Here is a 21342-nt window from a genome sequence, read left to right as displayed (position 1 = left end):
TGTTCACGTTGGAATGCTATTTCTCATTACACAATATGAAATTACAAGTTTATTTTTTTGTTAGTACCTGAGCATTAATTGATAACATAATGAAGCCAAATTGTGATCAGTATTCACATATTCGCAACATTTTCGGGTTTTTTGCCTTATTTTCTTATATCTTATTAGATGCAAGAACCTATAAATTTAAATCGGGGGATTTAAAATGAAGAAATATAATAGAACATTACTGGCGGCCGCTTTTATTGCCGCTTTTGGTTTAGCTGGATGTGGCTCTGACGGCAGTGATGGTGCCGACGGTGCCGATGGTGCAGCAGGTGCCGATGGCGCTGATGGTACTAATGCTGGTTTAACGGTAACTACCGTTGAAGATGCTGCAAACTTTACGTTAACTATAGCGCCAACAGATATTGTGGTTGTTGGTACTGACGATTTTAGCTTTAAATTTACGGCTACAGCGGAAGGCTCTGGTGGAGCGACTTTTCCATTCTCTGGACTTGAAAAGGTCCAGCTCTATGTAACCAGCCAGTCTGAAAATACCACTGACACGGGTGCCCCATACCTATGGACAAGTCATTTATATGCTAATGACTTTGTTAGTGATAACGCTATGTATTGTACCCTTACTGGTACTGCAACTACTCGTGCTGGTGTTGAAGTTGAAGCGTGTACGATAGCTGAAGATCCTGCTAATCCTGGTACCTATACCGGTACTTGGGAGCATGATGGTAATGCGCCATCAGTATTAACTGACGGTGATGCTAACAACCTAGTTCGTGTGATGTTACGTGCATATAATGTTGCTATGGCTGATGGTACTGGTATCAGTGATAAGCTGTTATCAACGCCAATTGATTTTATTCCTGCGACTGGCGAGCTAGCTGTTTCTGAAAAAGATTCAGTGTCTAATGCGGCATGTATTCAATGTCATAGTTCATTAGATGGTTACGCTGATACAGATATGCGTATGAGCAACATCAGTGCACATCATAATTATCAAAAAGTTGAAAACTGTGTAGCGTGTCATAACCCAGCGATGGCAGCCGATGAAGACTATGCAGATTTGGGATATAACATCAGCTTCAACGCTATGATCCACACTATCCATGCTGGACATCATATTGCTGACTCGCTAACTGGCGAAGCTGCAGAGCTGTTTGGTGAAATTGGTTTCCCAGCCGAGTTAAATGAATGTACAGTTTGTCATGATAATGGCACTCAGTGGAACGACAACGTCTATAAAGAAGCGTGTGTATCATGTCACGTAGATGTTAACTTAACGACGGGTGAAAACCACAACGGTATTGTGCCTTCAAGCGACGCTGTTTGTTCTGGTTGTCATGGCTCTGGTATTTTAAGCCCAATGGAAGCTCATAAAGTGGGTTTACGTGATAATGTTGCTGAGGGATTAGTCTTTGATTTCACTTCGGCAGTTGCAACAGTAACAGCAGACCCATCAATTTCTACTTTAACAGTTACTGCTAATGTAACACTTAATGGTGCTGCAATTGCTGATGGTACTGACTTAAGCGAATATATGACTTCAACAAGTCGTGGTTTTCTAATTGGTAATTTATCTGAAGATGGCGCAGTTACCAGTGGTCTTGGAATGTCGGTGATTGATGATGCAGTGAGCATGACTGGCGGTGTATTAACCGTCGCTAGTGACTTTGATGCAAGCCTTTTAGTCGGTCCTATCTATGTTACAGCAGAAGTTCAAGTTTGTGCTGAAGATGACATGATTGTTATGTGTACTGAAGATGCTGATGGAAATATTGAACAACTTGGAGTGGCAAACAGTGCCCCGGTTAAGTATTTCAACTTAACCGATGCCGATGCAACTGAGGTGGTTTCACGTTTTGATGACCCTGCACGTATCACTGTAACTGAAGCGAAATGTAATAGCTGTCATGGTAGCTTAACATATGTGAAAGGTACCCATGGTGTGACAGAATTTACTCAATGTATGGATTGTCATAATGAAAATGTTGGTAGATCTGGTCACCCAGTGCAGTACAAGTCTGATGAAGTGGATGAAGATGGTGATGCGATATGGGTAACAACTGATGTTACATTTAGCCAACGAGATTTATTTGGTGTAGCACACAGATTCCATTCTGGCCTTTGGGATGCGACTCGTGGCGAACCTGGTATCTATCGTGATGCTGATGGTGAACTGCACGGATATCCAGCTGTACAAACTAATTGTACAGAGTGTCATAACGATGGTGAGTCTCTATTTGCTGACGATGGTGGTTTAACATCAGGCAAACGTGCAATTAAAGTGAGTACTAGTGAAGAGTTATACATTTCACCAGTAGCAGAAGCTTGTCGTAGTTGTCATGCTCACTCAGGAGCTGCTGCATTAGCTCATTTCAAGGCAAATGGTGCAACAGTTCAAGGTACGCCAGATTCAACAGCTGACTTACCAGTTGAATCATGTGCAACGTGTCATGCTGAAGGTAAAACTTACGGCGTAGATGTTGTTCATGGTAGTTCAGCACACTAAATATAAAATAAATTCTTAATCATCACTTAAGAAAATAACTAACAGGGAGGCAGTAATGCCTCCCTGTTTTTTTAATGAAGTTTATTAATCAATCTATAAGTATTTCATGGTCATTCGTTGTCAGTATTTTCTTTGAAAAAATATATCGAACAAGATCATTAATTACACAATCTAATCCTATTTAACCCAACGTAATCTAATCAATTCAGTCAATGCCAGTAACTTAAGTTATTGCAATTTAATTGACCATTAAATTGAGGTTAATGACATATCAACTTCAACTGAATTATCTAACGTAGTGGCATTTGTCCTACAATTGATGATGTCTCAATGAGCTGGAAACATCGGCGTGTAAATCGTTGATGATGCATGCTCTGTCGTCTGTTATATGGCTCATGCGATTTGAGGGATATGGGCTACCAATCGGTAATGAACAAGGTAGAAAATAAACAGAGTGACTAAGGAGGACTGATTAATGAGAAAGACGTTATTGAGAGGGAAGTTAACGATGGGGCAGTTCTAGTATGACGCTATTAAAATCTATCAACTTGTTTGGTGCGAGAAAAACAAAAGGGAAGCACAGCTGCTTCCCTTTTATCAAACCAGTATTTTTTGCTAAGTACTCTACAGTTCGTTTCGTTAAGCCATTTGTTGGCGTTGCATTCTTAATAGCCATTTTCCGTAGATGAAAATACCTACGGCTGAAATAATCCCGATAGCGGCAATAATATACCAAGCCATACCGATGTTGTTGGCTTGATACAAAGCTTGGGTTAAGGCTTGTGGCTCTTGGCCTGTTACGCTGACTAAGCGGTTAAACGCTTCACCTTGTGGGATGTTAGCTATATCGGTTAGGTTCATGCCATGTTCAGACAAGGCTTCACGAGCGATACGCTCTTTTGAAGCGTACATGTCATACAGTTTAGGGCCGAAATAACCTTCTAACGTCCAACCTATGCCTTGAGGTAACATAACAAAACCTAAGTACATGGCTTTTTTACCTTCAGGTGCAATATTGCCCATAAATTCGTTCTTCTTGGGACTTATCATCATTTCACCGACAGAGAACATGGCTATTGCCAGTACAATCATCCAAGCTGCATTAAATGCACCCACCAAAGCAATGGCTAAAATACTCAATAAACAACCGACAAACATGGCGGTTGTAATGCGATATTTAGCCGTAAGCGCAGCAACAATAAAGCAGGTGGTCATGATCATGCCTGCATTAAGGTTGAGCATGCCCTCTGGCATCACTTTGGTACCATCATTACTAAGGCCTAACCAAAATTGCAATATGCCGTTGCTAGTGCCTTCGGGGCCAAATAATGAAGTGACAATGACGCTGGTGTCGACCCACTCAGCAATGTGGATCGGTAATACATCAAATAATGAATTGTATAAGAACCAAAAGCCGGCAAATACTAGCATATAGTAAATCACCACAGGTTTTTTAAGTTCTCTAAGGGCATCTTTCCACAATGCGTCTTGCTGTAGTTCGCCAGATTTTACTTTACGAGTGCGCTCTAAACGCTCGTCTTTACCGGGTTCTTTGTAAGCCAATAAAAATAAAAAGTTTAATGAGATAATCGTCGCACAAGCATAAAACACATTATCCCAAGATAATTGGCGCATATGCACTGCAACCAGTGGACCTAAAAAACCACCAATATTAACTACTTGGTAAAAAATACCCCAAGCCATCGAAGTATTATTACGATTAGTTGACAGTACTAAGGTGCCTTGAATTCCGGGTTTGAATACCCCTGTACCCATGGCTAGCAACATGGCTCCGGCGAGAAAACCCCAGAAACTGGGGAAGAATGCCATGGTTAAATAACCACATATTTTGATGATGGTAGAAACGAAAATGGTTTCTTTATAGCCGACACGATCAGAAATTCCGCCGGTTAACACGGGTACAAAGGTTTGCAATAACGCCCAGACCGATATGATAATACCGTAATCACTTAAATTAATGCCCAGTCCGCCTTGTGATACAGGCGCTTTAGCGTATAAACCTGCACTGGCTTTTACACCATAATAGGCAATGCGTTCTATTAGCTCCATACCACCAACAAGCCAAAATATATAACCTAAACTGCTTATTGCTGCCCACATACCTAATTGTTTTACTTCACTCAAGTCATTGCTTGAGTGTGAATTAGTGCTCATAAGTCACCCTTTTATTTTATGCTTTTTATCATTTCTTTAACAAAGGCTGACACTGTACCTAAGTTCTAGATAAATATCCAAAGACAATAAAAAAAGCGAATCATAAGATCCGCTTTTTTTATATCACTATTAGCCTATCGACAGGCCTAAGTTTGCTATTGTGGCTTATGCACCACAACACTTTTTGTATTTTTTACCACTACCACAAGGGCAAGCATCATTACGGTTAGGTTTAGCTTCAAAGCTGACTGTTTTCGGTTTATTTAATATACCGCTTAAATCAATGATGTTTTCAGGTTTGTCGGCATCAATAGTGATATTGGCAAACAACTGTTTGTCGGCCACTATTTCAGCTACTTCAACTTTGCGCGCTTCAGTTTGTACTGACAATTTAAGCGGTAATGCTTCTGTGCCAAGTTTGGCTGCGCGTTTGGTGTTATAACCACTTTCGCCATAGGCCGGTTTAGGGGTTTGACGACCTTTAAAAAAGAATTTATCAGACATTGTTTTGGCCTATTAAATAGATTGATGATATTGGCCGAAGCTTATACACCAAAAATGTAAATTGAGATATCAAGGTTTTAAGTTTGAACTAAATAAAGGTTAAATTATTGCTATAGCTCACATCAACAAAGATAAAAACCAGCGAATTATTCGCTGGTTTTTGCAGGACGCTTTATTTGAGCTGAGTAAATCGTAACTAATAAGTCAACAACTTACTGGTTGCCGTTAAATCTTGGCCAATTCAATTTTTTGCTCGTTTAGTTTTTCAATATCACGAGTTAAATCGGTCATTTTAGCGCGTTCTTTATCAATTACCGCGGCAGGGGCTTTAGCCACAAAGCCTTGATTAGATAATTTACCCTCAATACGGGCTATCTCTTGAGCAAGCTTTTCTAGTTGTTTATCAATACGGGCCATTTCTGCGCCGACATCGATCAAACCAGCCATTGGAATTAACAGCTCCATATTGCCAACTAATTGCGTGCTCGACATTGGTGCCGTTTCACCTTCTTCAAGGATAGTGATGGTTTCTAATTTTGCGAGACTAGCAAAGAAGGTTTGGTTAGCTTCAAGGCGAATACGATCCTCGTAGCTTACACCGCGCACTAATGCATTAAGTGGCTTAGAAGGCGCAATGTTAAGTTCTGCACGAATATTACGTACTGCCACAATCACTTGCTTAACCCATTCAAGATCGGCCATCGCGGTCGCATCAACTTGATCGGCTTGATAAGTTGGGAACGATGCTAGCATGATGGTATCGCCTGTTACGCCCGCTAATGGCTTAACACGCTGCCAAATCGTTTCGGTAATGTACGGCATAATTGGGTGCATTAGGCGTTGTATTTTTTCAAGCACATTAACTAATGTATGGCGCGTTCCACGCATTTGCGCGTCGCTACCATTTTGCATTACTGGCTTGGTTAGCTCTAAGTACCAGTCACAGAATTGGTTCCAAGTGAACTCGTATAAAGTGTTAGCGGCTAGGTCAAAACGATAAGCGGCCATGTGGTCATCAAAGGTTTTCACGGTTTGGTTAAACAAACCAATGATCCAACGATCGGCTAATGACAACTCCATTGTTCCTGGTTTGCCATTAACTAATAGTTGACCGCAATCTAAAGGTTCGCCAGCTTCATCGCTATCGGGATCCGTCTGCACTTCAGTGTTCATTAACACGTAACGTGACGCATTCCATAACTTGTTACAGAAACTGCGGTAGCCATCAAGACGTTTCATGTCCCAGTTGATGTCACGACCCGTTGATGCCATTGCTGCTAACGTAAAGCGCAGGGCATCGGTACCGTGGGCTTCAATGCCGTCGGCAAATTCTTTGCGGGTACTTTTTTCAATTTTTGCCGCCAGTTGTGGCTGCATCATGTTGCCAGTACGCTTAGTTACTAACGTTTCAAGATCGATACCGTCGATCATGTCTAATGGGTCAAGTACGTTACCTTTAGATTTTGACATCTTATTGCCGGCTTCGTCACGGATAAGGCCAGTAACGTAAACGGTTTTGAAAGGTACTTGTGGTTTGCCATCTTCATCTTTAATGAAGTGCATTGTCATCATAATCATCCGCGCAACCCAGAAGAAGATAATGTCAAAACCGGTAACCAACACATCGGTTGGGTGGAAGGTTTTTAAATCTTCTAAGTTATCCGGCCAACCTAAGGTTGAGAATGTCCATAATGCCGAGCTGAACCAAGTATCTAATACGTCGTCGTCTTGACGTAATACCACTGAGTCAGCAAATTGGTGCTTAGCACGCACTTCCGCTTCGTTACGGGCAACATAGACTTTACCGTTTTCGTCGTACCAAGCTGGAATACGGTGTCCCCACCATAACTGGCGTGAAATACACCAGTCTTTAATATCACGCATCCACGAGAAGTACATATTTTCATATTGCTGCGGCACAAACTTAATTTCGCCGGTTTCTACTGCTTCAATCGCTGTTTTTGCCATTGACTGTACGGCCACATACCACTGGTCGGTTAATAGAGGTTCTATGACCACACCGGAGCGATCGCCATAGGGTACTTTTAAGCCGTGCGGAGCGACTTTTTCAAGTAAGCCTAATGTTTCAAACTCTTCAACAATTGCTGTACGAGCTTTAAAGCGGTCAAGGCCGACATAACGCTCTGGTAAGGCAATTTCAATGTCTTTGTTTGGGGTGCCATCGGTGTTGATGACTTCAACAAAACTGCGGACACAGGCATCTAACGTAAAGATACTGTACATAGGCAGTTGATGACGTTTACCGACTTCATAGTCGTTAAAGTCATGGGCTGGAGTAATTTTTACGCAACCAGTACCAAATTCCATATCGACGTAATCGTCGGCAACAATTGGCACTAAACGGTTAACGATAGGCAATAGAATGAATTTGCCAATTAATGACTGATAACGCTCATCATCTGGATGCACGGCTACTGCGCTGTCACCTAACATGGTTTCTGGGCGAGTCGTGGCCACTTCGAGATAGTCTTTACCATCGGCCGTTAATGCGCCTTGGGCCAAAGGATAGCGGAAGTGCCACATGTGGCCTTGCTTCTCTTTATTTTCAACTTCTAAGTCAGAAATGGCGGTATGAAGTTTTGGATCCCAGTTAACTAAGCGCTTACCACGATAAATTAATTCGTCATCGTATAGGCGAACAAACACTTCTTGAACAGCTTTAGATAAGCCTTCGTCCATCGTAAAACGTTCGCGATCCCAATCAACAGATGCGCCCATGCGGCGAAGCTGTTTAGTGATGGTGCCACCAGACTGTTCTTTCCAGTCCCACACTTTATCAATAAAGGCGTCACGGCCTAAATCATGGCGAGTTTTACCTTCTTCGGCTTCAAGCTTACGCTCAACCAACATTTGAGTCGCAATACCTGCGTGGTCGGTGCCGATTTGCCACAAGGTATTTTTACCTTTCATGCGCTCATAGCGGGTAAGGGTATCCATGATGGTATCTTGGAATGCATGACCCATGTGTAAGCTACCGGTTACATTCGGTGGCGGGATCATGATGCAATAATTGCCTTGTGATTCATCGCCGCTAGGCTTGAAGTAACCTTGCTCTTCCCAGTTTTGGTAAAGGGCTTGTTCGATAGACTTTGGGTTGTATGTTTTTTCCATAGGAGCGTTATGTTCTCTATCTAAATTAAGTGTTTATTCGGCTAATGCTTGAGTGCTGGGCGTAATGCCTACATTCTGATATTGACGGTAGCGATTGCGTGCAATGCGCTTGAGTTCGTCATCATTAGCGACAAAATCGATAATATGGGGCAAGTTTACCGCAAAACTGGGCATTTGGTCTGCAAGATTAATCAGAACTTGGCGACTTTTATTTGGCCCTAAGGTATCAAAACCAATTTCGACTGGCGCACCTGTCACTGGGCCTTCACCTTTTAAGTTGTGTGGTACAAAGGCGTTTGGCTCAAATTGCCACAGTAATTCGTCAATTGCATAAGCTTGCTGTTTGTCTTTGCAGTGAATGTAGACTGTTTTTTGTTGACGATATTGTTGTTCAGCTAACCTGCAAGCAGCTAAATACAGTGCATCTAATGCACTCATTTGATTATGATTTTCAGGCATAAGGTAAAATATGGCTTGAGTCATGTTGTGATGCTTTTAACAGGTTAATAAGTTGGGCTTGAGTTTACACTAAAATCGTCTGCGGGTTAATGACCTCGTGATACGATATTCATATGATGTTGGAATAGCTCAATACCACTAAGGTCAGTTTAATCGCGCTTATTAATCCGCCATATATCACTATCATAATGGATTTTCTACGCCGCTGTGGTAATAGCTCTGTAATGGATGGACGCTGAGGCGATGGTTGAGCTGGCGTTAAGCTTGAACGCCACAACACAAACCACCTAATGGTTAAATTGTAGGGGATGTTATTAATCATTATTTGCTGTTTACGCCATGGGCTTAACAGCAGTAGTCGACTATAAATCCTTTGCTGATTTATCACTATGCTAAAACGGGTGGTGAAACGGTCGTAATAGACATCTATTTTTCGATTATCAATTAAATATTCTTTGTGTTGCTGGCGAGTCATGGCCATTAATTTGCCCCGTTTATTGATTCATTACTGCGGTTTTAACAATACTGTCGAGCCAATCCATAAACAAACTTAGGCGCTTAGGTAGTTGGCTACGTGAAGGATACAAGATACTCACCGGCATGGGAGCGGCTTCATATTGAGGCAAAATCCGGATTAAACGACCAGTATTTAAGTAGTCTGTTACGCCCATCTCTGGGATTTGAGCAATACCTAGCCCAGCTAAACATGCCGAGGTGTAAGCGTCGGAATTAGTTACCGAGACCACACTTGGAACCGTGCACTGGTCATTCTGACCGTGTTCTACATAGTCAAAAAGAGCTGAATTGTGATCCGTTGAGGTACTATGATTTATTGTTGGGATATAACCGATTATTCGGTGTTGTTGTAAGTCTGCAAGGGTGCTTGGTGTACCATAGCGTTGGACATAAGTTGGGCTAATACAGTTTATAATGCGATATTGTGTTAAGGGTCTGGCAATAAGTAAACTGTTACCTTGATTCCCCACTCTGATCAGGCAATCAACACCAGATTTTATTGGATCGATATGATAATCGGTGCTGCTGATGACTATATTGACACGAGGATAACGATCGCACCATTCGCTGAGTCGAGGCAATACGGTTTTGTTGGCAAAACGACTCGGCATATCAACTTTTATGACGCCTCGAACACTGTCATTATCATGCTGAAACTGACTTTCTAATGCATCTATATCGTGCAATATTTGTCGACATTGCGCTAAATAGATAGCCCCATCATGGGTTAACGTCACCCGCCGAGTACTGCGTTGAAAAAGCCGCGTTCCTAATAGTTGCTCTAATGACTCAACTGCAGCTGAAATACTCGATTTAGGTAAGTGCAATGCCGCTGCTGCCTGAGTAAAACTGCCTGTTTGCGCGACATGAACAAATCGTCTCATAGCTTCAAATTTATTCATTTTCGCCTTATTATTGTTCGTGTAATGCAAACAATAATGCCACTTTTATGCTGTTTATCCTAGTAGATGAGTGTTTTATTATCATTGCATCTTCTATTAAATGAACAAGAGACATATATGAATAAGTTGGTATTAGTCACTGGTGGTAGCCGCGGTTTAGGTAAGAATGCCGCATTAATGTTGGCGGCTAAAGGTGCGGATGTGGTGATTACGTATTTACATAACAAGGAGGCCGCAGATGAAGTTGTCGCAAGTATTCGCTGGCTAGGAAAAAAAGCCGCGGCATTACCGCTGAATGTCGGTGATGTTTCCATGTTTAGCTCATTTACAGACAAATTGTCTGAGTTGTTAAGCCAATATTTTGAACGCGAGAATATTGATGCACTGATTAACAATGCCGGAATGGGTGAGTTTGCAGCATTTGCAGACACAACTGAAGCTCAGTTTGATGGATTAATGAATGTGCATTTAAAGGGAGTTTTTTTTCTAACCCAATCGTTACTTCCTTTAATAAATAATGGCGGCAAAGTGATTAATGTGAGCTCTGGGTTAACACGTTTTAGTGAAACTGGGTTCTGTGCTTATGCGATGATGAAAGCGGGTGTTGAAGTGATGACCCGCTATTTAGCTTTAGAGCTTGGACCACGTCAGATAAGTGTTAATACCTTAGCCCCAGGGGCAATAGAAACCGATTTTGGTGGTGGCGTTGTGCGCGATAATACTGCGTTAAATGAGTCTATCGCATCAAAAACGGCACTTGGGCGTGTTGGTTTGCCGGACGATATTGGTAAGGCGATGTTGATGCTATTAAGCGATGAAGCGCAGTGGTTAAATGGCCAGAGAATTGAAGTGTCTGGAGGAATTCATTTGTAATTGATGGTGAAATGACTATAACCAGCGGTAAGTCCGTTATTGCTTAGCAAAATCGGTATCAGTTGGAAAATAATCTTGATAAATGGTTTGGTACATACCTAATGAGATTAATTCATCAAATGCTTGTTGCCATAGCGCAATTACCTCGTCACTGGTGTCGTTTGAGAACGCAATGTACAGTGTCGAATCGTACAGTTTGATTGGTATTCGCTCTATGCTATTGATATCAATATTGGCGGCTTTAGCTAAAAAAAGCATCACTAATAATGATAGGCCCGATCCACTTCATACTCTGTTCTCGATCAGGTCTTTTTGCAATAATAAATAACGTCGTATTAGGTTGTTCTTTTAGCATTTGAAATGCTCTATTAAAAGGATACATTTTGATATCAGTGTTTACATGCTTGTTTTTCATCATCGCTTTAACAATTTCAACAGAAAAACCATTTAGCTGGTCATTTTGTTGATAGCTAAAAGGGTGTAAAGGATGAGTGATAAACTGGGTGTCGGCAAGAGGTTGTGCGAACAGATTTAAAGGCACTAATGCAGCAAACACACTGAAGAATAAATAAAGCGGGGATAATCGGAAATTTTTTATCAAAAAATGACCAACTTAACGTTAACAGATCCTTGAACTTGCTGTGCCATTCAATCAATTCCTTCTGATTGTTAAGTAAAGTATTTAATGTAAATTTGTACAATATGTAATTTATCATGTAATTAGGTCATAAAAAAAACTATGACTGCACTATTATTGTTTTATGTGAACGAGTTATCGTGATTCATCTTCTGTTGATTTAATAGCCAATCTTGCTGGATCTGGGAAGACAAGCGGTTGTTTTATGTGCCACAAGAAACATGACGTTTAATGATGTATCCACCGTGACTAATATTGAGCAAACTAAAATTCCCCATCCAATCGCGTTTTTACCTAAGTCTGCCCAAAGTACCACTAAGCTTGGGGCTAAATTTAAGTCGCCTAGCTTTGTTGATTAAACTCAATGACACTGAACTAAAAGTCACGCTTATCGATGTGGTCGAGGATTTATAACCCCAGTAAAATAGTAACATAAAAGGGTAAAGCATTCGCTTTACCCTTTTATATGCGTTAAACCTAAGGTTTACTCGCTAATTTCAACACCAGCGCGGTTAATTAAGAACTGGCTTAAAATCGGAACTGGACGACCTGTAGAGCCTTTGTTCGCACCGCTGTTCCAAGCTGTACCTGCGACATCTAAATGTGCCCAGTTATACTTCTTAGCGAAACGCGATAAGAAGCATGCCGCAGTGATTGAACCTGCTGGACGGCCGCCTAAGTTAGTCATGTCGGCAAATGGGCTATCAAGCATGTCTTGATATTCATCCCATAATGGCATGCGCCACGCACGGTCACCACTTTGCTCACCAGCATTAAGGATCTCATGTGCCAATGGGTTATGAGAACTAAACAAGCCTGAAGCGTGTTTACCTAATGCAATAACACAAGCACCGGTTAAAGTGGCTGTATCAATGACTAATTCAGGTTCAAAGCGCTCAACGTAGGTTAATACGTCACATAGCACTAAACGGCCTTCAGCATCAGTATTAAGTACTTCAACCGTTTGACCTGACATAGTGGTTAAAATGTCACCAGGGCGATAAGCATTACCGGCAGGCATGTTTTCACAGCCAGCTAATATACCAATAACGTTGATAGGTAATTTCATTTCGCATAACGCTTTCATGGTGCCAATCACACCCGCAGCGCCGCCCATGTCGTATTTCATTTCGTCCATGGCTTCGCCTGGCTTTAATGAAATCCCACCAGAGTCAAATGTTAACCCTTTACCTACGAGTACAATTGGCTTTTCTGTGCTGTTTACTGCGCCCTGATATTCCATCACTGTCATGATAGATTCGTTTGCGCTAGCACGGCCAACAGCAAGGTAAGCGTTCATGCCTAACTTAGCCATTTGCTCTTCGCCAATAGTCGTGACAGTAAGGTTTTCATGCACTTCAGCCATTTGACGGGCTTGAGATGCTAAATAAGCAGGGTTACAAATGTTAGGTGGCATATTAGCTACATCGCGGCATAAATGCATACCCGAAGAAACTGCTGTACCATGCTCAATCGCACGCTCACCAATGGTTAATTCACGGCGTGTCGGCACATTGAATACCATTTTACGTAATGGACGACGAGTTTCGCCTTTACGGGTTTTTAATGCGTCAAATGAGTATAAACTGTTTTTAGTGCTTTCAATGGCTTGGCGAACTTTCCAGTAGGTGTCGCGGCCTTTGACATGCAATTCAGTTAAGAAGCATACGGCTTCCATTGAACCCGTTTCATTAAGGGTACTAATGGTTTTTGTGATAATTTGTTTGTATTGGCGCTCGTCTAACTCACGCTCTTTGCCACAACCAACCAGTAACACACGTTCACTTAATACATTTGGCACGTGATGCAATAGCAACATTTGTCCTGGTTTTCCTTCAAGGTCACCACGACGAAGTAGGTTACTGATGTAACCTTCACTTATTTTATCCAATTGCTCTGCGATACCAGACAGACGGCGAGGTTCGTATACGCCGACAACGATGCAGGCTGAACGTTGCTTTTCGGGGCTGCCGCTCTTTACGCTAAACTCCATGAGCACTCCTAGATTCTTAAAGACAAATATTTAAATTTATTAGATAATGTTTGCATTAGGCCATCTGGCATATAATCAACGAAAAGGTGTTCAGTATTTGGGGATATTAACGAAAAAGAGGCGTAAATTGACAGCCAAAATAGATGTTAACCATGACCCCAAAGCACCTTCCGCGCTGGTCAGAAAACTAGCAAAACTGTTGAAAGTAGACAGTTTACATGAAAGTTGCTCTGATACCAGTAAAAAGATAAGTTTAGCCACCGGATCCTACTTGTGATTGTATTTAGATATCTTATTCGTGAAGTTTTAAAAGCACAATTCGCGGTACTTTTAGTGTTGTTAACTATTTTTATCAGCCAACAATTTGTGCGAGTGTTAGCTGACGCATCGGACGGTGAATTTCCCGCTTCATTAGTGATGACATTATTAGGGTTAAATTTACCTCAATTAACCGTATTAGTATTACCGTTAAGTTTCTTTTTAGGGATATTGCTTGCTCACGGTCGAATGTATGCCGAAAATGAAATGGTGGTATTACACAGTGTAGGCGTGAGTGAATGGTATGTCACCCGAGTCACCTTATTGGTGGCTTTTGCTAATTTGTTGTTTACCGCATATTTATCGATTTATGTAGGACCTTGGGCTGAAGAACGCCAAAATCAAGTCTTAGAAAAAGCGCAATCAGAAGCTGGTCTAGCGGCATTAACTCAGGGGCGTTTTCAAGAAAGCCCTAATGGTCGAGCGGTATTATTTGTCGAAAAAATAAATAAAGACAATACATTAGATAAGGTTTTTGTTGCACAGCTTCCCGATCCAGAAGACGAAAATGGTCTAACAAATATTGTTGTCGCCAATAAAGGTCGAGTGATTGAAGATAATATTGGTAGCCAACAGTTACAACTTGAAAATGGCTTCCGTTATCAAGGTAGCCCTAGGTCACTTGAGTTGCAGGTGATAGCGTTTGGTGGCTATAAAATGGAAATCAAAGAACAGGAAGTGGATGAGCGTCGACGTAAATTATCGGCATTACCCTTTGATGAGTTGTTAGATACTCCAGGCCCAGAAGCAGCAGCAGAATTTCAATGGAGACTGGCCATTCCTATTTCAATTCCATTGCTCACTTTGATTGCTGTGCCATTAGCGCGAGTGAATGTACGTCAGGGTAAGTTTGCTAAGATGTTTCCAGCAATTTTGCTGTACTTAGGGTATTTCGGATTAATGGTTGCAGGTAAAAAAGCGTTGCAAGATGAGGTGATACCACAGTTTTTAGGCATGTGGTGGATCCACGGGTTTGCGTTGATGTTAGGGCTGTTGTTATTAATTAAAGAACGCCCTACAGGGATGAAATTCCTAAATTTATTTAAACGCAAGCAGGTGACTGCATGAGAATATTAGATCTTTATATCGCCCGCATGATTATCGGCACATCAAGTTTATGTTTACTTATTTTGACAGGATTATCTGGGATTATTAAGTGGGTAGACCAATTACGCGTTGTTGGTCGTGGTGCTTATACCATGATGGATGCGGCGATTTATGTTCTGTTTTTAGTGCCTCGAGATATTGAAATGTTTTTCCCAATGGCGGTATTGCTTGGAGCATTAATTGGTATGGGCATGTTGGCATCAAATTCAGAATTAGTCGTGATGCAAGCCTCTGGTATGTCACGCTTACAAATAACTCAATCTGCGATGAAAACGGCAATACCTTTGATGATTTTAGTGATGGCGCTGGGTGAGTGGGGCGCACCTATTGCTGAAAAAAGTGCTAAAGAACTGCAGGCAACTAAAATATCGGGTGGCAGTTTAATAAAGTCTCATCGTGGTATTTGGGCTAAAGATGGTGACTTATTTGTTAATATTGGTGAAGTATTAGATATTAACACTTTGAATAATATTAGCTTGTATGAGTTTAGTGATCAGCAAGAACTAACCAGAGTGACACATGCTAAAACAGCGGCATTCACTGATAATGCTTGGCAATTAACTGCTGTTGAAAATACTACTGTTAAAGGTGATCGTGTTATTCGCGAGCACCTTGATACTGATGTATGGCAGTCCTCATTAACACCTGATAAGTTGAGTGTAGTGTCGGTAAAGCCTGAGGCGCTCTCCATTAGTGGACTCATTGATTATTTGGATTATTTAGAAGTTAATCAACAAGACCCAAGTCGTTATGAGTTAGCGTTATGGCGCAAAATTATGCAACCAGTGACCGTGGCTGTAATGATGTTAGTGGCATTGTCATTTGTATTTGGCCCATTACGAACTGTTACTATGGGGGCTCGTGTGTTGCTGGGTGTAGTGGCTGGATTTAGCTTTTATATCAGTAACCAGATATTTGGTCCTATGAGCATAGTGTATGAATTACCCGCCGCAGTAGGGGCTATAGCGCCGAGCATATTGTTTACGGGGTTAGCTTTGTATTATATTCGTAAATAATCAAAATTTTCTATGATCAGTCTATGTATCAATATTTTAGGTATAAATAGATTGTGTGAAACTGAATAAAAAAATGGCAACCTGTTGGTTGCCATTTTTGTTACTTAATACTGAACTAAGTGCTGTATTAGGTTAGCTATGCACCATGCCAGTTACGCATTTGGTTAGCTTCTACTGACAACACCACAACTTCAGAACGAGTCATCATGTCTTGTAATGCTAATTTGTCATCATTGATGAGAATCCACAGATTGCCAATACCTAATAAAGACCAAACTACCCGAGCACATGCGGTAATAAAACTTAGATTTTGGCCATTAGGGTGTTGAACTTTGAGTCGCCAAGCCCGCATGCCTAATGTTTGCCCGCCTTTACTCCAAAACAGAGCATAAAACCCGCCGACACAAATGGCTATCCAGAGTTGATAAAGGCCATGGTAAATCGGTGTGTTATTAAGTAAGTCTGATACATCTTCATGGCCATTCATTGCGATAAGTCCGCTACTGTGCAGCCCGAAAAAAATACCAAAACCTAACGCACCGGCAAACATGAAAACCGCAACAGCAAGTACTGAGTCGTACATCATTGCACCTAAACGGCGAAAGAAGCTCGCCCGAGGGAAATTAGCATGGTCTGAATTAAACATAGCGGATCCTTACAATAAGCCAAATGGCTAAACTTCGTCATCTTCACGAACAAATTTGATACTCGTAAAACCAAAACGTGCGAACTCGGTTTTACGAAATTCTTTTTCAGCTTTGGCACCTTTTTTTGAGGTTAAGGCAACTTGTTGTTCCATGGCCAAAAAGTTTTTTAAATCAATACCTTCAGCTTCAGCTGCTGCTTCATAAAGATCACGATGTATGTCATAGCTAAAGGCGATAGTTTTGCTTTGGCCTTTAAAGGTATAAATCACTTGGCGTGCCATGGATAACTCCTGAAATTAATGTAATTCACTTTTAAATATAAAGAATACGGCATCTAAAGGCATAACCCTGCCCATAAATAGTCAGGCTTTAAGGGCTCTTTGAGATACCAAACGGCAAAAGGGACAAATACACATAAGCTGATGACCTCTTACAGAATCTTTAATTGTCCCACGTTCATCGCGGTATAACCAAGACGATTTGCAGGAACTTGCAATAAATATTCGAATAAGGCAATCCCCCAGCTCACTAAAGCATCGATAATCCATGACTTACCGTTTAAGGTCTTTAAATGGCCATACCAAGCAAAAGTCTAATACACAACAAACCGATGGTGATGACTGATGGGCGCATTAGATAGACCTTATGATAAAGATAAATACAGGTAACATGCACCAGCGGGATAACTGTCTAGTGACTTAGTCAGTTTTACTGAAGTGCTGTCTGGTTTGAATCCTTGTTTCTGCCAGTAAGTATGTGCACCTTGCACTGCGACTAATCCAATACCATTAACGGCCAATGTTTTTGCCTGTTTAACGATATAATTAAACAGCTTTTTACCAATGCCCATGCCTTGAGCGCTGGGTGAGATGGCCATGTCGTGTAAATACCAGCTATCAGCATTAATCTGTCCATTGATTTCGGTATCCAATGACGGGGCATCACCTTGCCGCCAAGGGTGAACAAGCGCGTAGGCTAACATTTGATTGTTATGCTCAAATACCCAGCAACTTGAGGGTGAAGTTTGCCATTTACTTTGCATGACACTTAGCGATTCCGGCGTGAGTTCGACATAACATTGCGCTTGGATCGCCATAATAGCGGGCCAGTCTGTAGTGGTAATTAGGCGGATTGGCATATCATTCAGTCTTCACATAATTGAAGTCGCAATTATACTCAGAAACAGCCTAAAACCTAAGCGTTAATCTATGCTAGAGTAGTTGTAAAAATAGAGATTAGGAAGATCAACATAATGAAAGTCAGTTTACATTCAATGAGTAAAGGTGTTGTTACATCAACACTGGTTACGTTAATTACGTGTTCATCATTTATGGCAATGGCTGGTGTCGAAGCATTTAAATCAGGCCCTGTAATTAAAGATTATGGCAAAGTGGCTGAAGTAAATAGCAGTTTAGTCATACCAGCAGATATGAAGTTTAAAGTCGCTTTTGATTTAAGTAACGCATCCAAACCAGCAGAATTAAACCGAAGTATTAATACGTTAGCGCGCTTTATTAATATGCATGTGGCCGCAGGGGTTAAGCTTGAAGACATTTCACTCGCCATGGTTGTGCATGGTAAAGCCGCTAATGATATGACTAAGGATAGCTTTTATCAGCCGCTTAATGCAGGGCAAAAAAATGTAAATACTGACTTAATAGCACAATTGGTTAAACAAGGCGTTAAGTTTTATGTGTGTGGCCAGACCGCTGCATATTATGGCATTACACCAGACGATTTACTGCCTGGCGTAGACATGGCATTATCGGCATTAACAGCACATGCAATATTGGCGAATGAAGGTTACAGTGTTAATCCGTTTTAAACTCTAGTTAATTCGTTATAGTTGATTAAATACTTCTTTTTTGTGTATTTATTAATCATTTTGTTGACGGTGCCATTTTGTTGCAGTTGTATTATTGCCGCATTGATTTGCGGTAATAATATGGCATGTTGTTTGCGAAGGCGTAGTACTAATTCGCCCTTTGAATGAATGGCAGCCAGTGTGATGGGGATATTTAATTGTTTGGCCCAATATAATGCAGGTAAGTCACCTGAAATAGCAGCACCAACTCGCTCTCTATGTAATGCTTTTATTAACTCTCGTTCAGATGCAAAATCCACTCGTATAAAGTTAGTATCATTATGGTAAAGATAACCCCGAATGGTACCAATCCTTTTATCTTTAATTTGGTTAATATCTTGCCATTTATGAGCATTCTTATCCAAGGTGATAATGTTTTCTTGGATGGTTAATATTGGTATCGATTGCGTAAAATCATCACCCAGATCTTGATTTTCAAACCAGCTAGGACTGACAATATCAAAGTCCAGTAAGCCATTTTCAAGAGCATAGTTGGTTCTTTTTGGGGGGAAGTTATGGTTTTCGATGCTGATATTTGCTTGGGATAATATCAAGGGAACTAACTCACCAATAATACCCGGATTATCCGGCGAGTTAGAGATAAAATAAGGTATCCAGCCATTTGACGCGTTAACATTATATTTTAAAATGGTTTGAGCGTTTACCGTAAAGCAACACGTTATCAACCAATATAAGAGGTATATTCTGTAGTATTTTCTCATAGTATCCCTTCTTGTAAATGGTCAATATCAAGCTATATCAATACTTAGATTCAAATAATAAGTCCGTTAGATTTAATATTGTTCAAGACATAATAAACACAAACTTGGATGATTATTTTTTGGGGTTAAAGTGTAAGTTTTATGATGTTTGATAAGTGATGTTTTCTTATTACCTTGGCTTAATAATAGACCTTGTTGCAAAGCTAACTTAGCCACAATTTTTTCATCACCACGAATATACATCGAAATTGTTTTGACAATATTATCTTCAACAATATGCTGATTAAACTCTTTTGCTGAGATAATTAAACTCGATTGGCCATCGCTTTCGAGCTTAAGTTTACTATCAAGATCAGTATCGGTGATTACCAGCCATTGTTGCGTGGAAAGCTCTGCCAATAGGTTTTTTAGTCCCGTACCTGTAGCGATAACACTGTTGTTAGCTTGCTGATATTGATCGGCAATGCAGGTTAATAAACGTGTCAGTTGTGCCCCAGCTCCCTGACTACGCGCTTGACGGATCCAAGCCGATAAGTCGTCAGCGACGAGTTTAGAAAACCGTTTTGTTTTTAATGACTCAACCATCCAGTTACATAAAAAATGGCTTTCTTGTGCAGCAGTTCTGACGGCTTTGTGCTGCGATGCAGAGGTGTTTATTGCCTCTATTCCTGCCAGCGCAAGGGTTAATAAAGCTTGGTTGTAAGTTTCAGTCGTCATTTCAACAGATCAATAAAGTAATGTGATGCGCAGTTTAACGTGTAGACGTTAATTGCTAAACAGATATTTGTGTTTAGTGAGTTCATCAGGTTGGATTCTCTGTTTGAAATAATTGCAGTTTTATAACCATAAAACTGCATTTTATCTATTTTTATCTTACTTTTTTGGCGGGAATTGCGCCAAAATAGTCGCAACAGTCTTGTTAATATCTTTTGCTTTATCTTCACCACCTTGATCAAAGTGATACTGACCATTACCGCGCCAAATCAAGCGTTTGTCAGCTGGGTCGATAATATCAATTTGAATAGTTTGCGTTTTTGCGGTGTCACTGCCTAATGGGATACCTATACTTGTGCCAAGGCTAATTCCACCATTAGATCCCCAAGTGCCGGAGCCTAAGCCAATGGATAATCCTGAATCTTTTTCTTTGTTTTCTGTCACGAAAGCATAGTTAACAAAAAAGTCAGCATTGTCGGCTCTAAATACATAACCTTGATTCACTAAGGCTTGTTTAATGCCATCATTAATTCGGTCAGCAGTTAAAGGATCATCAGTGTGTTCTACGCTGAGTTGACTGAATGTTTTCAGTACCGAGAAGTCGTAATTAACATCATAATCTTGTTTAGGTTTTGTAGCACAAGAAGTTAGTAACACTAAGGCGAAGAGTATAAAAATGTGCTTGCACCACGCGATAGTTCGTGAAAACGACTGACCCGAATGTCTTAATGTACTCATGAAACCTCCTATTAACTCGCAATAATGTACAAAATTAACTCAATTAGTATAACCTTAACCTAACGGTGTTTGGTGGTGACTTTGGCTAATAAAGCGAATGGCAGTTATCAATCCAAGCTATTAATGACTATATAGTATATTTAGATGGTAAGTACTAAATTCAATACTAAGGTTAAAGACTCTAATGATGGAACAGTTAAGTTTTTTTGCGGTGCCCAGTCCATGCATCGGCGTTTGTCAGTCTGACAGTCGCGGCTATTGTGTGGGTTGTCTTCGAAGCCGTGATGAACGTTTTAACTGGATGAGTTACAGCGAGTTGCGAAAACAGGACGTGATCCGTTTGTGTTTACAGCGTAAACGACGTCGTCAATATGCTATCCATAAAGCCAAGCAACAGGAACAACAAACCCAGCAAACATCGCACACGCCTCAATTAGATTTTGATGCGCAGCCAATTTCAGATAGTAGCTATGTTGATTTAACGGATTTTAGTTTGGATGAATAATTTATCAGTAT

At 40.8% G+C, this 21342-nt stretch carries 22 protein-coding genes and 1 pseudogene; 7 read left to right on the top strand and 16 right to left on the bottom strand.

All coding sequences use genetic code 11. The features are described from left to right. The first annotated feature begins 205 nt into the window (after positions 1–205). Positions 206–2509 (top strand): OmcA/MtrC family decaheme c-type cytochrome, encoded by a 2304-nt coding sequence (locus tag ABIS04_RS14620; RefSeq protein ID WP_350431507.1) that lies wholly within the window; start codon positions 206–208, stop codon positions 2507–2509. 639 nt (positions 2510–3148) lie between these two features. Here the strand turns inward: ABIS04_RS14620 and ABIS04_RS14615 are convergent. The 6 genes from ABIS04_RS14615 to ABIS04_RS14590 all read right to left on the bottom strand — a co-directional run bounded on the left by ABIS04_RS14615 (position 3149) and on the right by ABIS04_RS14590 (position 10197). Next, on the bottom strand, positions 3149–4684 hold the full coding sequence (locus tag ABIS04_RS14615) for an MFS transporter (RefSeq protein WP_350431506.1): 1536 nt from the start codon (positions 4682–4684) through the stop codon (positions 3149–3151). A gap of 165 nt (positions 4685–4849) precedes the next feature. Further along, on the bottom strand, positions 4850–5188 hold the full coding sequence (locus ABIS04_RS14610; RefSeq protein ID WP_137226129.1) for a PBPRA1643 family SWIM/SEC-C metal-binding motif protein: 339 nt from the start codon (positions 5186–5188) through the stop codon (positions 4850–4852). A gap of 225 nt (positions 5189–5413) precedes the next feature. Continuing rightward, complete coding sequence (locus ABIS04_RS14605) at positions 5414–8320, bottom strand: valine--tRNA ligase (RefSeq protein ID WP_350431505.1); 2907 nt, start codon at positions 8318–8320, stop codon at positions 5414–5416. Between the two features lie 33 nt (positions 8321–8353). After that, positions 8354–8803: a DNA polymerase III subunit chi gene (locus tag ABIS04_RS14600; RefSeq protein ID WP_140234910.1), complete on the bottom strand. Its 450-nt coding sequence runs from the start codon at positions 8801–8803 to the stop codon at positions 8354–8356. Between the two features lie 85 nt (positions 8804–8888). Beyond that, entirely contained in the window at positions 8889–9260 is a 372-nt protein-coding gene (locus ABIS04_RS14595; protein ID WP_350431504.1) for a hypothetical protein, read from the bottom strand. A gap of 13 nt (positions 9261–9273) precedes the next feature. After that, positions 9274–10197 (bottom strand): LysR family transcriptional regulator, encoded by a 924-nt coding sequence (locus ABIS04_RS14590; protein WP_350431503.1) that lies wholly within the window; start codon positions 10195–10197, stop codon positions 9274–9276. A 117-nt stretch (positions 10198–10314) separates the two neighbouring features. Between ABIS04_RS14590 and ABIS04_RS14585 the strand changes: the two genes are divergently transcribed. Next, positions 10315–11070, top strand: coding sequence for an SDR family oxidoreductase (locus ABIS04_RS14585; RefSeq protein ID WP_350431502.1), 756 nt, complete (start codon positions 10315–10317; stop codon positions 11068–11070). Positions 11071–11106: 36 nt separating this feature from the next. Here ABIS04_RS14585 and ABIS04_RS14580 read toward each other — a convergent pair whose 3' ends face one another. Both ABIS04_RS14580 and ABIS04_RS14575 read right to left on the bottom strand, forming a co-directional pair. Beyond that, positions 11107–11331 carry a hypothetical protein gene (locus ABIS04_RS14580; protein ID WP_350431501.1) on the bottom strand — a complete coding sequence of 75 codons (225 nt, stop codon included), beginning with the start codon at positions 11329–11331 and terminating at the stop codon, positions 11107–11109. After that, a complete protein-coding gene (locus tag ABIS04_RS14575) occupies positions 11312–11671 on the bottom strand; it encodes a transporter substrate-binding domain-containing protein (protein WP_350431500.1) in 360 nt (119 codons plus the stop codon). The genes ABIS04_RS14580 and ABIS04_RS14575 overlap by 20 nt, the downstream gene beginning before the upstream one ends. 257 nt (positions 11672–11928) lie before the next feature. Between ABIS04_RS14575 and ABIS04_RS14570 the strand changes: the two genes are divergently transcribed. Further along, positions 11929–12066 carry a hypothetical protein gene (locus ABIS04_RS14570; protein ID WP_350431499.1) on the top strand — a complete coding sequence of 46 codons (138 nt, stop codon included), beginning with the start codon at positions 11929–11931 and terminating at the stop codon, positions 12064–12066. 125 nt (positions 12067–12191) lie between these two features. Here ABIS04_RS14570 and pepA read toward each other — a convergent pair whose 3' ends face one another. Next, positions 12192–13700 (bottom strand): leucyl aminopeptidase, encoded by a 1509-nt coding sequence (pepA, locus tag ABIS04_RS14565; RefSeq protein WP_137226143.1) that lies wholly within the window; start codon positions 13698–13700, stop codon positions 12192–12194. A 273-nt stretch (positions 13701–13973) separates the two neighbouring features. Between pepA and lptF the strand changes: the two genes are divergently transcribed. After that, complete coding sequence (gene lptF, locus ABIS04_RS14560) at positions 13974–15086, top strand: LPS export ABC transporter permease LptF (RefSeq protein ID WP_137226145.1); 1113 nt, start codon at positions 13974–13976, stop codon at positions 15084–15086. Further along, positions 15083–16141, top strand: a complete 1059-nt coding sequence (lptG, locus tag ABIS04_RS14555) for an LPS export ABC transporter permease LptG (protein WP_350431498.1) — start codon at positions 15083–15085, stop codon at positions 16139–16141. The genes lptF and lptG overlap by 4 nt, the downstream gene beginning before the upstream one ends. A gap of 136 nt (positions 16142–16277) precedes the next feature. Here lptG and ABIS04_RS14550 read toward each other — a convergent pair whose 3' ends face one another. From ABIS04_RS14550 to ABIS04_RS14535, 4 genes and pseudogenes are all read right to left on the bottom strand, one after another. After that, complete coding sequence (locus ABIS04_RS14550; protein ID WP_140234907.1) at positions 16278–16787, bottom strand: RDD family protein; 510 nt, start codon at positions 16785–16787, stop codon at positions 16278–16280. A 27-nt stretch (positions 16788–16814) separates the two neighbouring features. Beyond that, a complete protein-coding gene (locus ABIS04_RS14545; protein ID WP_137226149.1) occupies positions 16815–17069 on the bottom strand; it encodes a DUF2960 domain-containing protein in 255 nt (84 codons plus the stop codon). 15 nt (positions 17070–17084) lie between these two features. Further along, positions 17085–17421, bottom strand: a pseudogene (locus ABIS04_RS14540) (DMT family protein). A 10-nt stretch (positions 17422–17431) separates the two neighbouring features. Beyond that, positions 17432–17926, bottom strand: coding sequence for a GNAT family N-acetyltransferase (locus ABIS04_RS14535; RefSeq protein ID WP_137226151.1), 495 nt, complete (start codon positions 17924–17926; stop codon positions 17432–17434). A 114-nt stretch (positions 17927–18040) separates the two neighbouring features. On the opposite strand from ABIS04_RS14535, the gene ABIS04_RS14530 reads away from it, so the two are divergent. After that, positions 18041–18613 carry a DsrE family protein gene (locus tag ABIS04_RS14530; RefSeq protein WP_350431497.1) on the top strand — a complete coding sequence of 191 codons (573 nt, stop codon included), beginning with the start codon at positions 18041–18043 and terminating at the stop codon, positions 18611–18613. Here the strand turns inward: ABIS04_RS14530 and ABIS04_RS14525 are convergent. From ABIS04_RS14525 to ABIS04_RS14515, 3 genes are all read right to left on the bottom strand, one after another. Then, on the bottom strand, positions 18610–19374 hold the full coding sequence (locus tag ABIS04_RS14525) for a transporter substrate-binding domain-containing protein (protein WP_350431496.1): 765 nt from the start codon (positions 19372–19374) through the stop codon (positions 18610–18612). The two genes, ABIS04_RS14530 and ABIS04_RS14525, sit on opposite strands and share 4 nt — an antisense overlap. A gap of 72 nt (positions 19375–19446) precedes the next feature. Beyond that, the gene (locus ABIS04_RS14520; protein WP_350431495.1) at positions 19447–20091 is read right to left on the bottom strand and encodes a DUF2913 family protein; all 645 of its coding nucleotides are present in this window, start codon (positions 20089–20091) and stop codon (positions 19447–19449) included. Between the two features lie 156 nt (positions 20092–20247). Continuing rightward, entirely contained in the window at positions 20248–20826 is a 579-nt protein-coding gene (locus ABIS04_RS14515) for a DUF4136 domain-containing protein (RefSeq protein WP_350431494.1), read from the bottom strand. A 187-nt stretch (positions 20827–21013) separates the two neighbouring features. Here ABIS04_RS14515 and ABIS04_RS14510 point away from each other — a divergent pair, with 187 nt between their 5' ends. After that, positions 21014–21331, top strand: a complete 318-nt coding sequence (locus tag ABIS04_RS14510) for a DUF1289 domain-containing protein (RefSeq protein WP_350433446.1) — start codon at positions 21014–21016, stop codon at positions 21329–21331. Positions 21332–21342: the final 11 nt, after the last annotated feature.

Source organism: Shewanella sp. H8, assembly GCF_040285065.1.
GTDB lineage: Bacteria > Pseudomonadota > Gammaproteobacteria > Enterobacterales > Shewanellaceae > Shewanella > Shewanella polaris.
Note: the sequence above shows the minus strand (reverse complement) of the source record. Positions and strands in the feature narration are given on the sequence as shown.

What these genes read in the sequence shown, in the direction of transcription:
- ABIS04_RS14550 (WP_140234907.1), bottom strand. Translation starts at nt 16,787, where the DNA reads ATGTTTAATTCAGACCATGCTAATTTCCCTCGGGCGAGCTTCTTTCGC.
- ABIS04_RS14515 (WP_350431494.1), bottom strand. Translation starts at nt 20,826, where the DNA reads ATGAGTACATTAAGACATTCGGGTCAGTCGTTTTCACGAACTATCGCG.
- ABIS04_RS14585 (WP_350431502.1), top strand. Translation starts at nt 10,315, where the DNA reads ATGAATAAGTTGGTATTAGTCACTGGTGGTAGCCGCGGTTTAGGTAAG.
- ABIS04_RS14590 (WP_350431503.1), bottom strand. Translation starts at nt 10,197, where the DNA reads ATGAATAAATTTGAAGCTATGAGACGATTTGTTCATGTCGCGCAAACA.
- ABIS04_RS14610 (WP_137226129.1), bottom strand. Translation starts at nt 5,188, where the DNA reads ATGTCTGATAAATTCTTTTTTAAAGGTCGTCAAACCCCTAAACCGGCC.
- ABIS04_RS14620 (WP_350431507.1), top strand. Translation starts at nt 206, where the DNA reads ATGAAGAAATATAATAGAACATTACTGGCGGCCGCTTTTATTGCCGCT.
- ABIS04_RS14525 (WP_350431496.1), bottom strand. Translation starts at nt 19,374, where the DNA reads ATGAGAAAATACTACAGAATATACCTCTTATATTGGTTGATAACGTGT.
- ABIS04_RS14520 (WP_350431495.1), bottom strand. Translation starts at nt 20,091, where the DNA reads ATGACGACTGAAACTTACAACCAAGCTTTATTAACCCTTGCGCTGGCA.
- ABIS04_RS14615 (WP_350431506.1), bottom strand. Translation starts at nt 4,684, where the DNA reads ATGAGCACTAATTCACACTCAAGCAATGACTTGAGTGAAGTAAAACAA.
- ABIS04_RS14545 (WP_137226149.1), bottom strand. Translation starts at nt 17,069, where the DNA reads ATGGCACGCCAAGTGATTTATACCTTTAAAGGCCAAAGCAAAACTATC.
- ABIS04_RS14600 (WP_140234910.1), bottom strand. Translation starts at nt 8,803, where the DNA reads ATGACTCAAGCCATATTTTACCTTATGCCTGAAAATCATAATCAAATG.
- ABIS04_RS14605 (WP_350431505.1), bottom strand. Translation starts at nt 8,320, where the DNA reads ATGGAAAAAACATACAACCCAAAGTCTATCGAACAAGCCCTTTACCAA.
- lptG (WP_350431498.1), top strand. Translation starts at nt 15,083, where the DNA reads ATGAGAATATTAGATCTTTATATCGCCCGCATGATTATCGGCACATCA.
- ABIS04_RS14570 (WP_350431499.1), top strand. Translation starts at nt 11,929, where the DNA reads ATGACGTTTAATGATGTATCCACCGTGACTAATATTGAGCAAACTAAA.
- pepA (WP_137226143.1), bottom strand. Translation starts at nt 13,700, where the DNA reads ATGGAGTTTAGCGTAAAGAGCGGCAGCCCCGAAAAGCAACGTTCAGCC.
- ABIS04_RS14535 (WP_137226151.1), bottom strand. Translation starts at nt 17,926, where the DNA reads ATGCCAATCCGCCTAATTACCACTACAGACTGGCCCGCTATTATGGCG.
- ABIS04_RS14510 (WP_350433446.1), top strand. Translation starts at nt 21,014, where the DNA reads ATGGAACAGTTAAGTTTTTTTGCGGTGCCCAGTCCATGCATCGGCGTT.
- ABIS04_RS14530 (WP_350431497.1), top strand. Translation starts at nt 18,041, where the DNA reads ATGAAAGTCAGTTTACATTCAATGAGTAAAGGTGTTGTTACATCAACA.
- ABIS04_RS14595 (WP_350431504.1), bottom strand. Translation starts at nt 9,260, where the DNA reads ATGGCCATGACTCGCCAGCAACACAAAGAATATTTAATTGATAATCGA.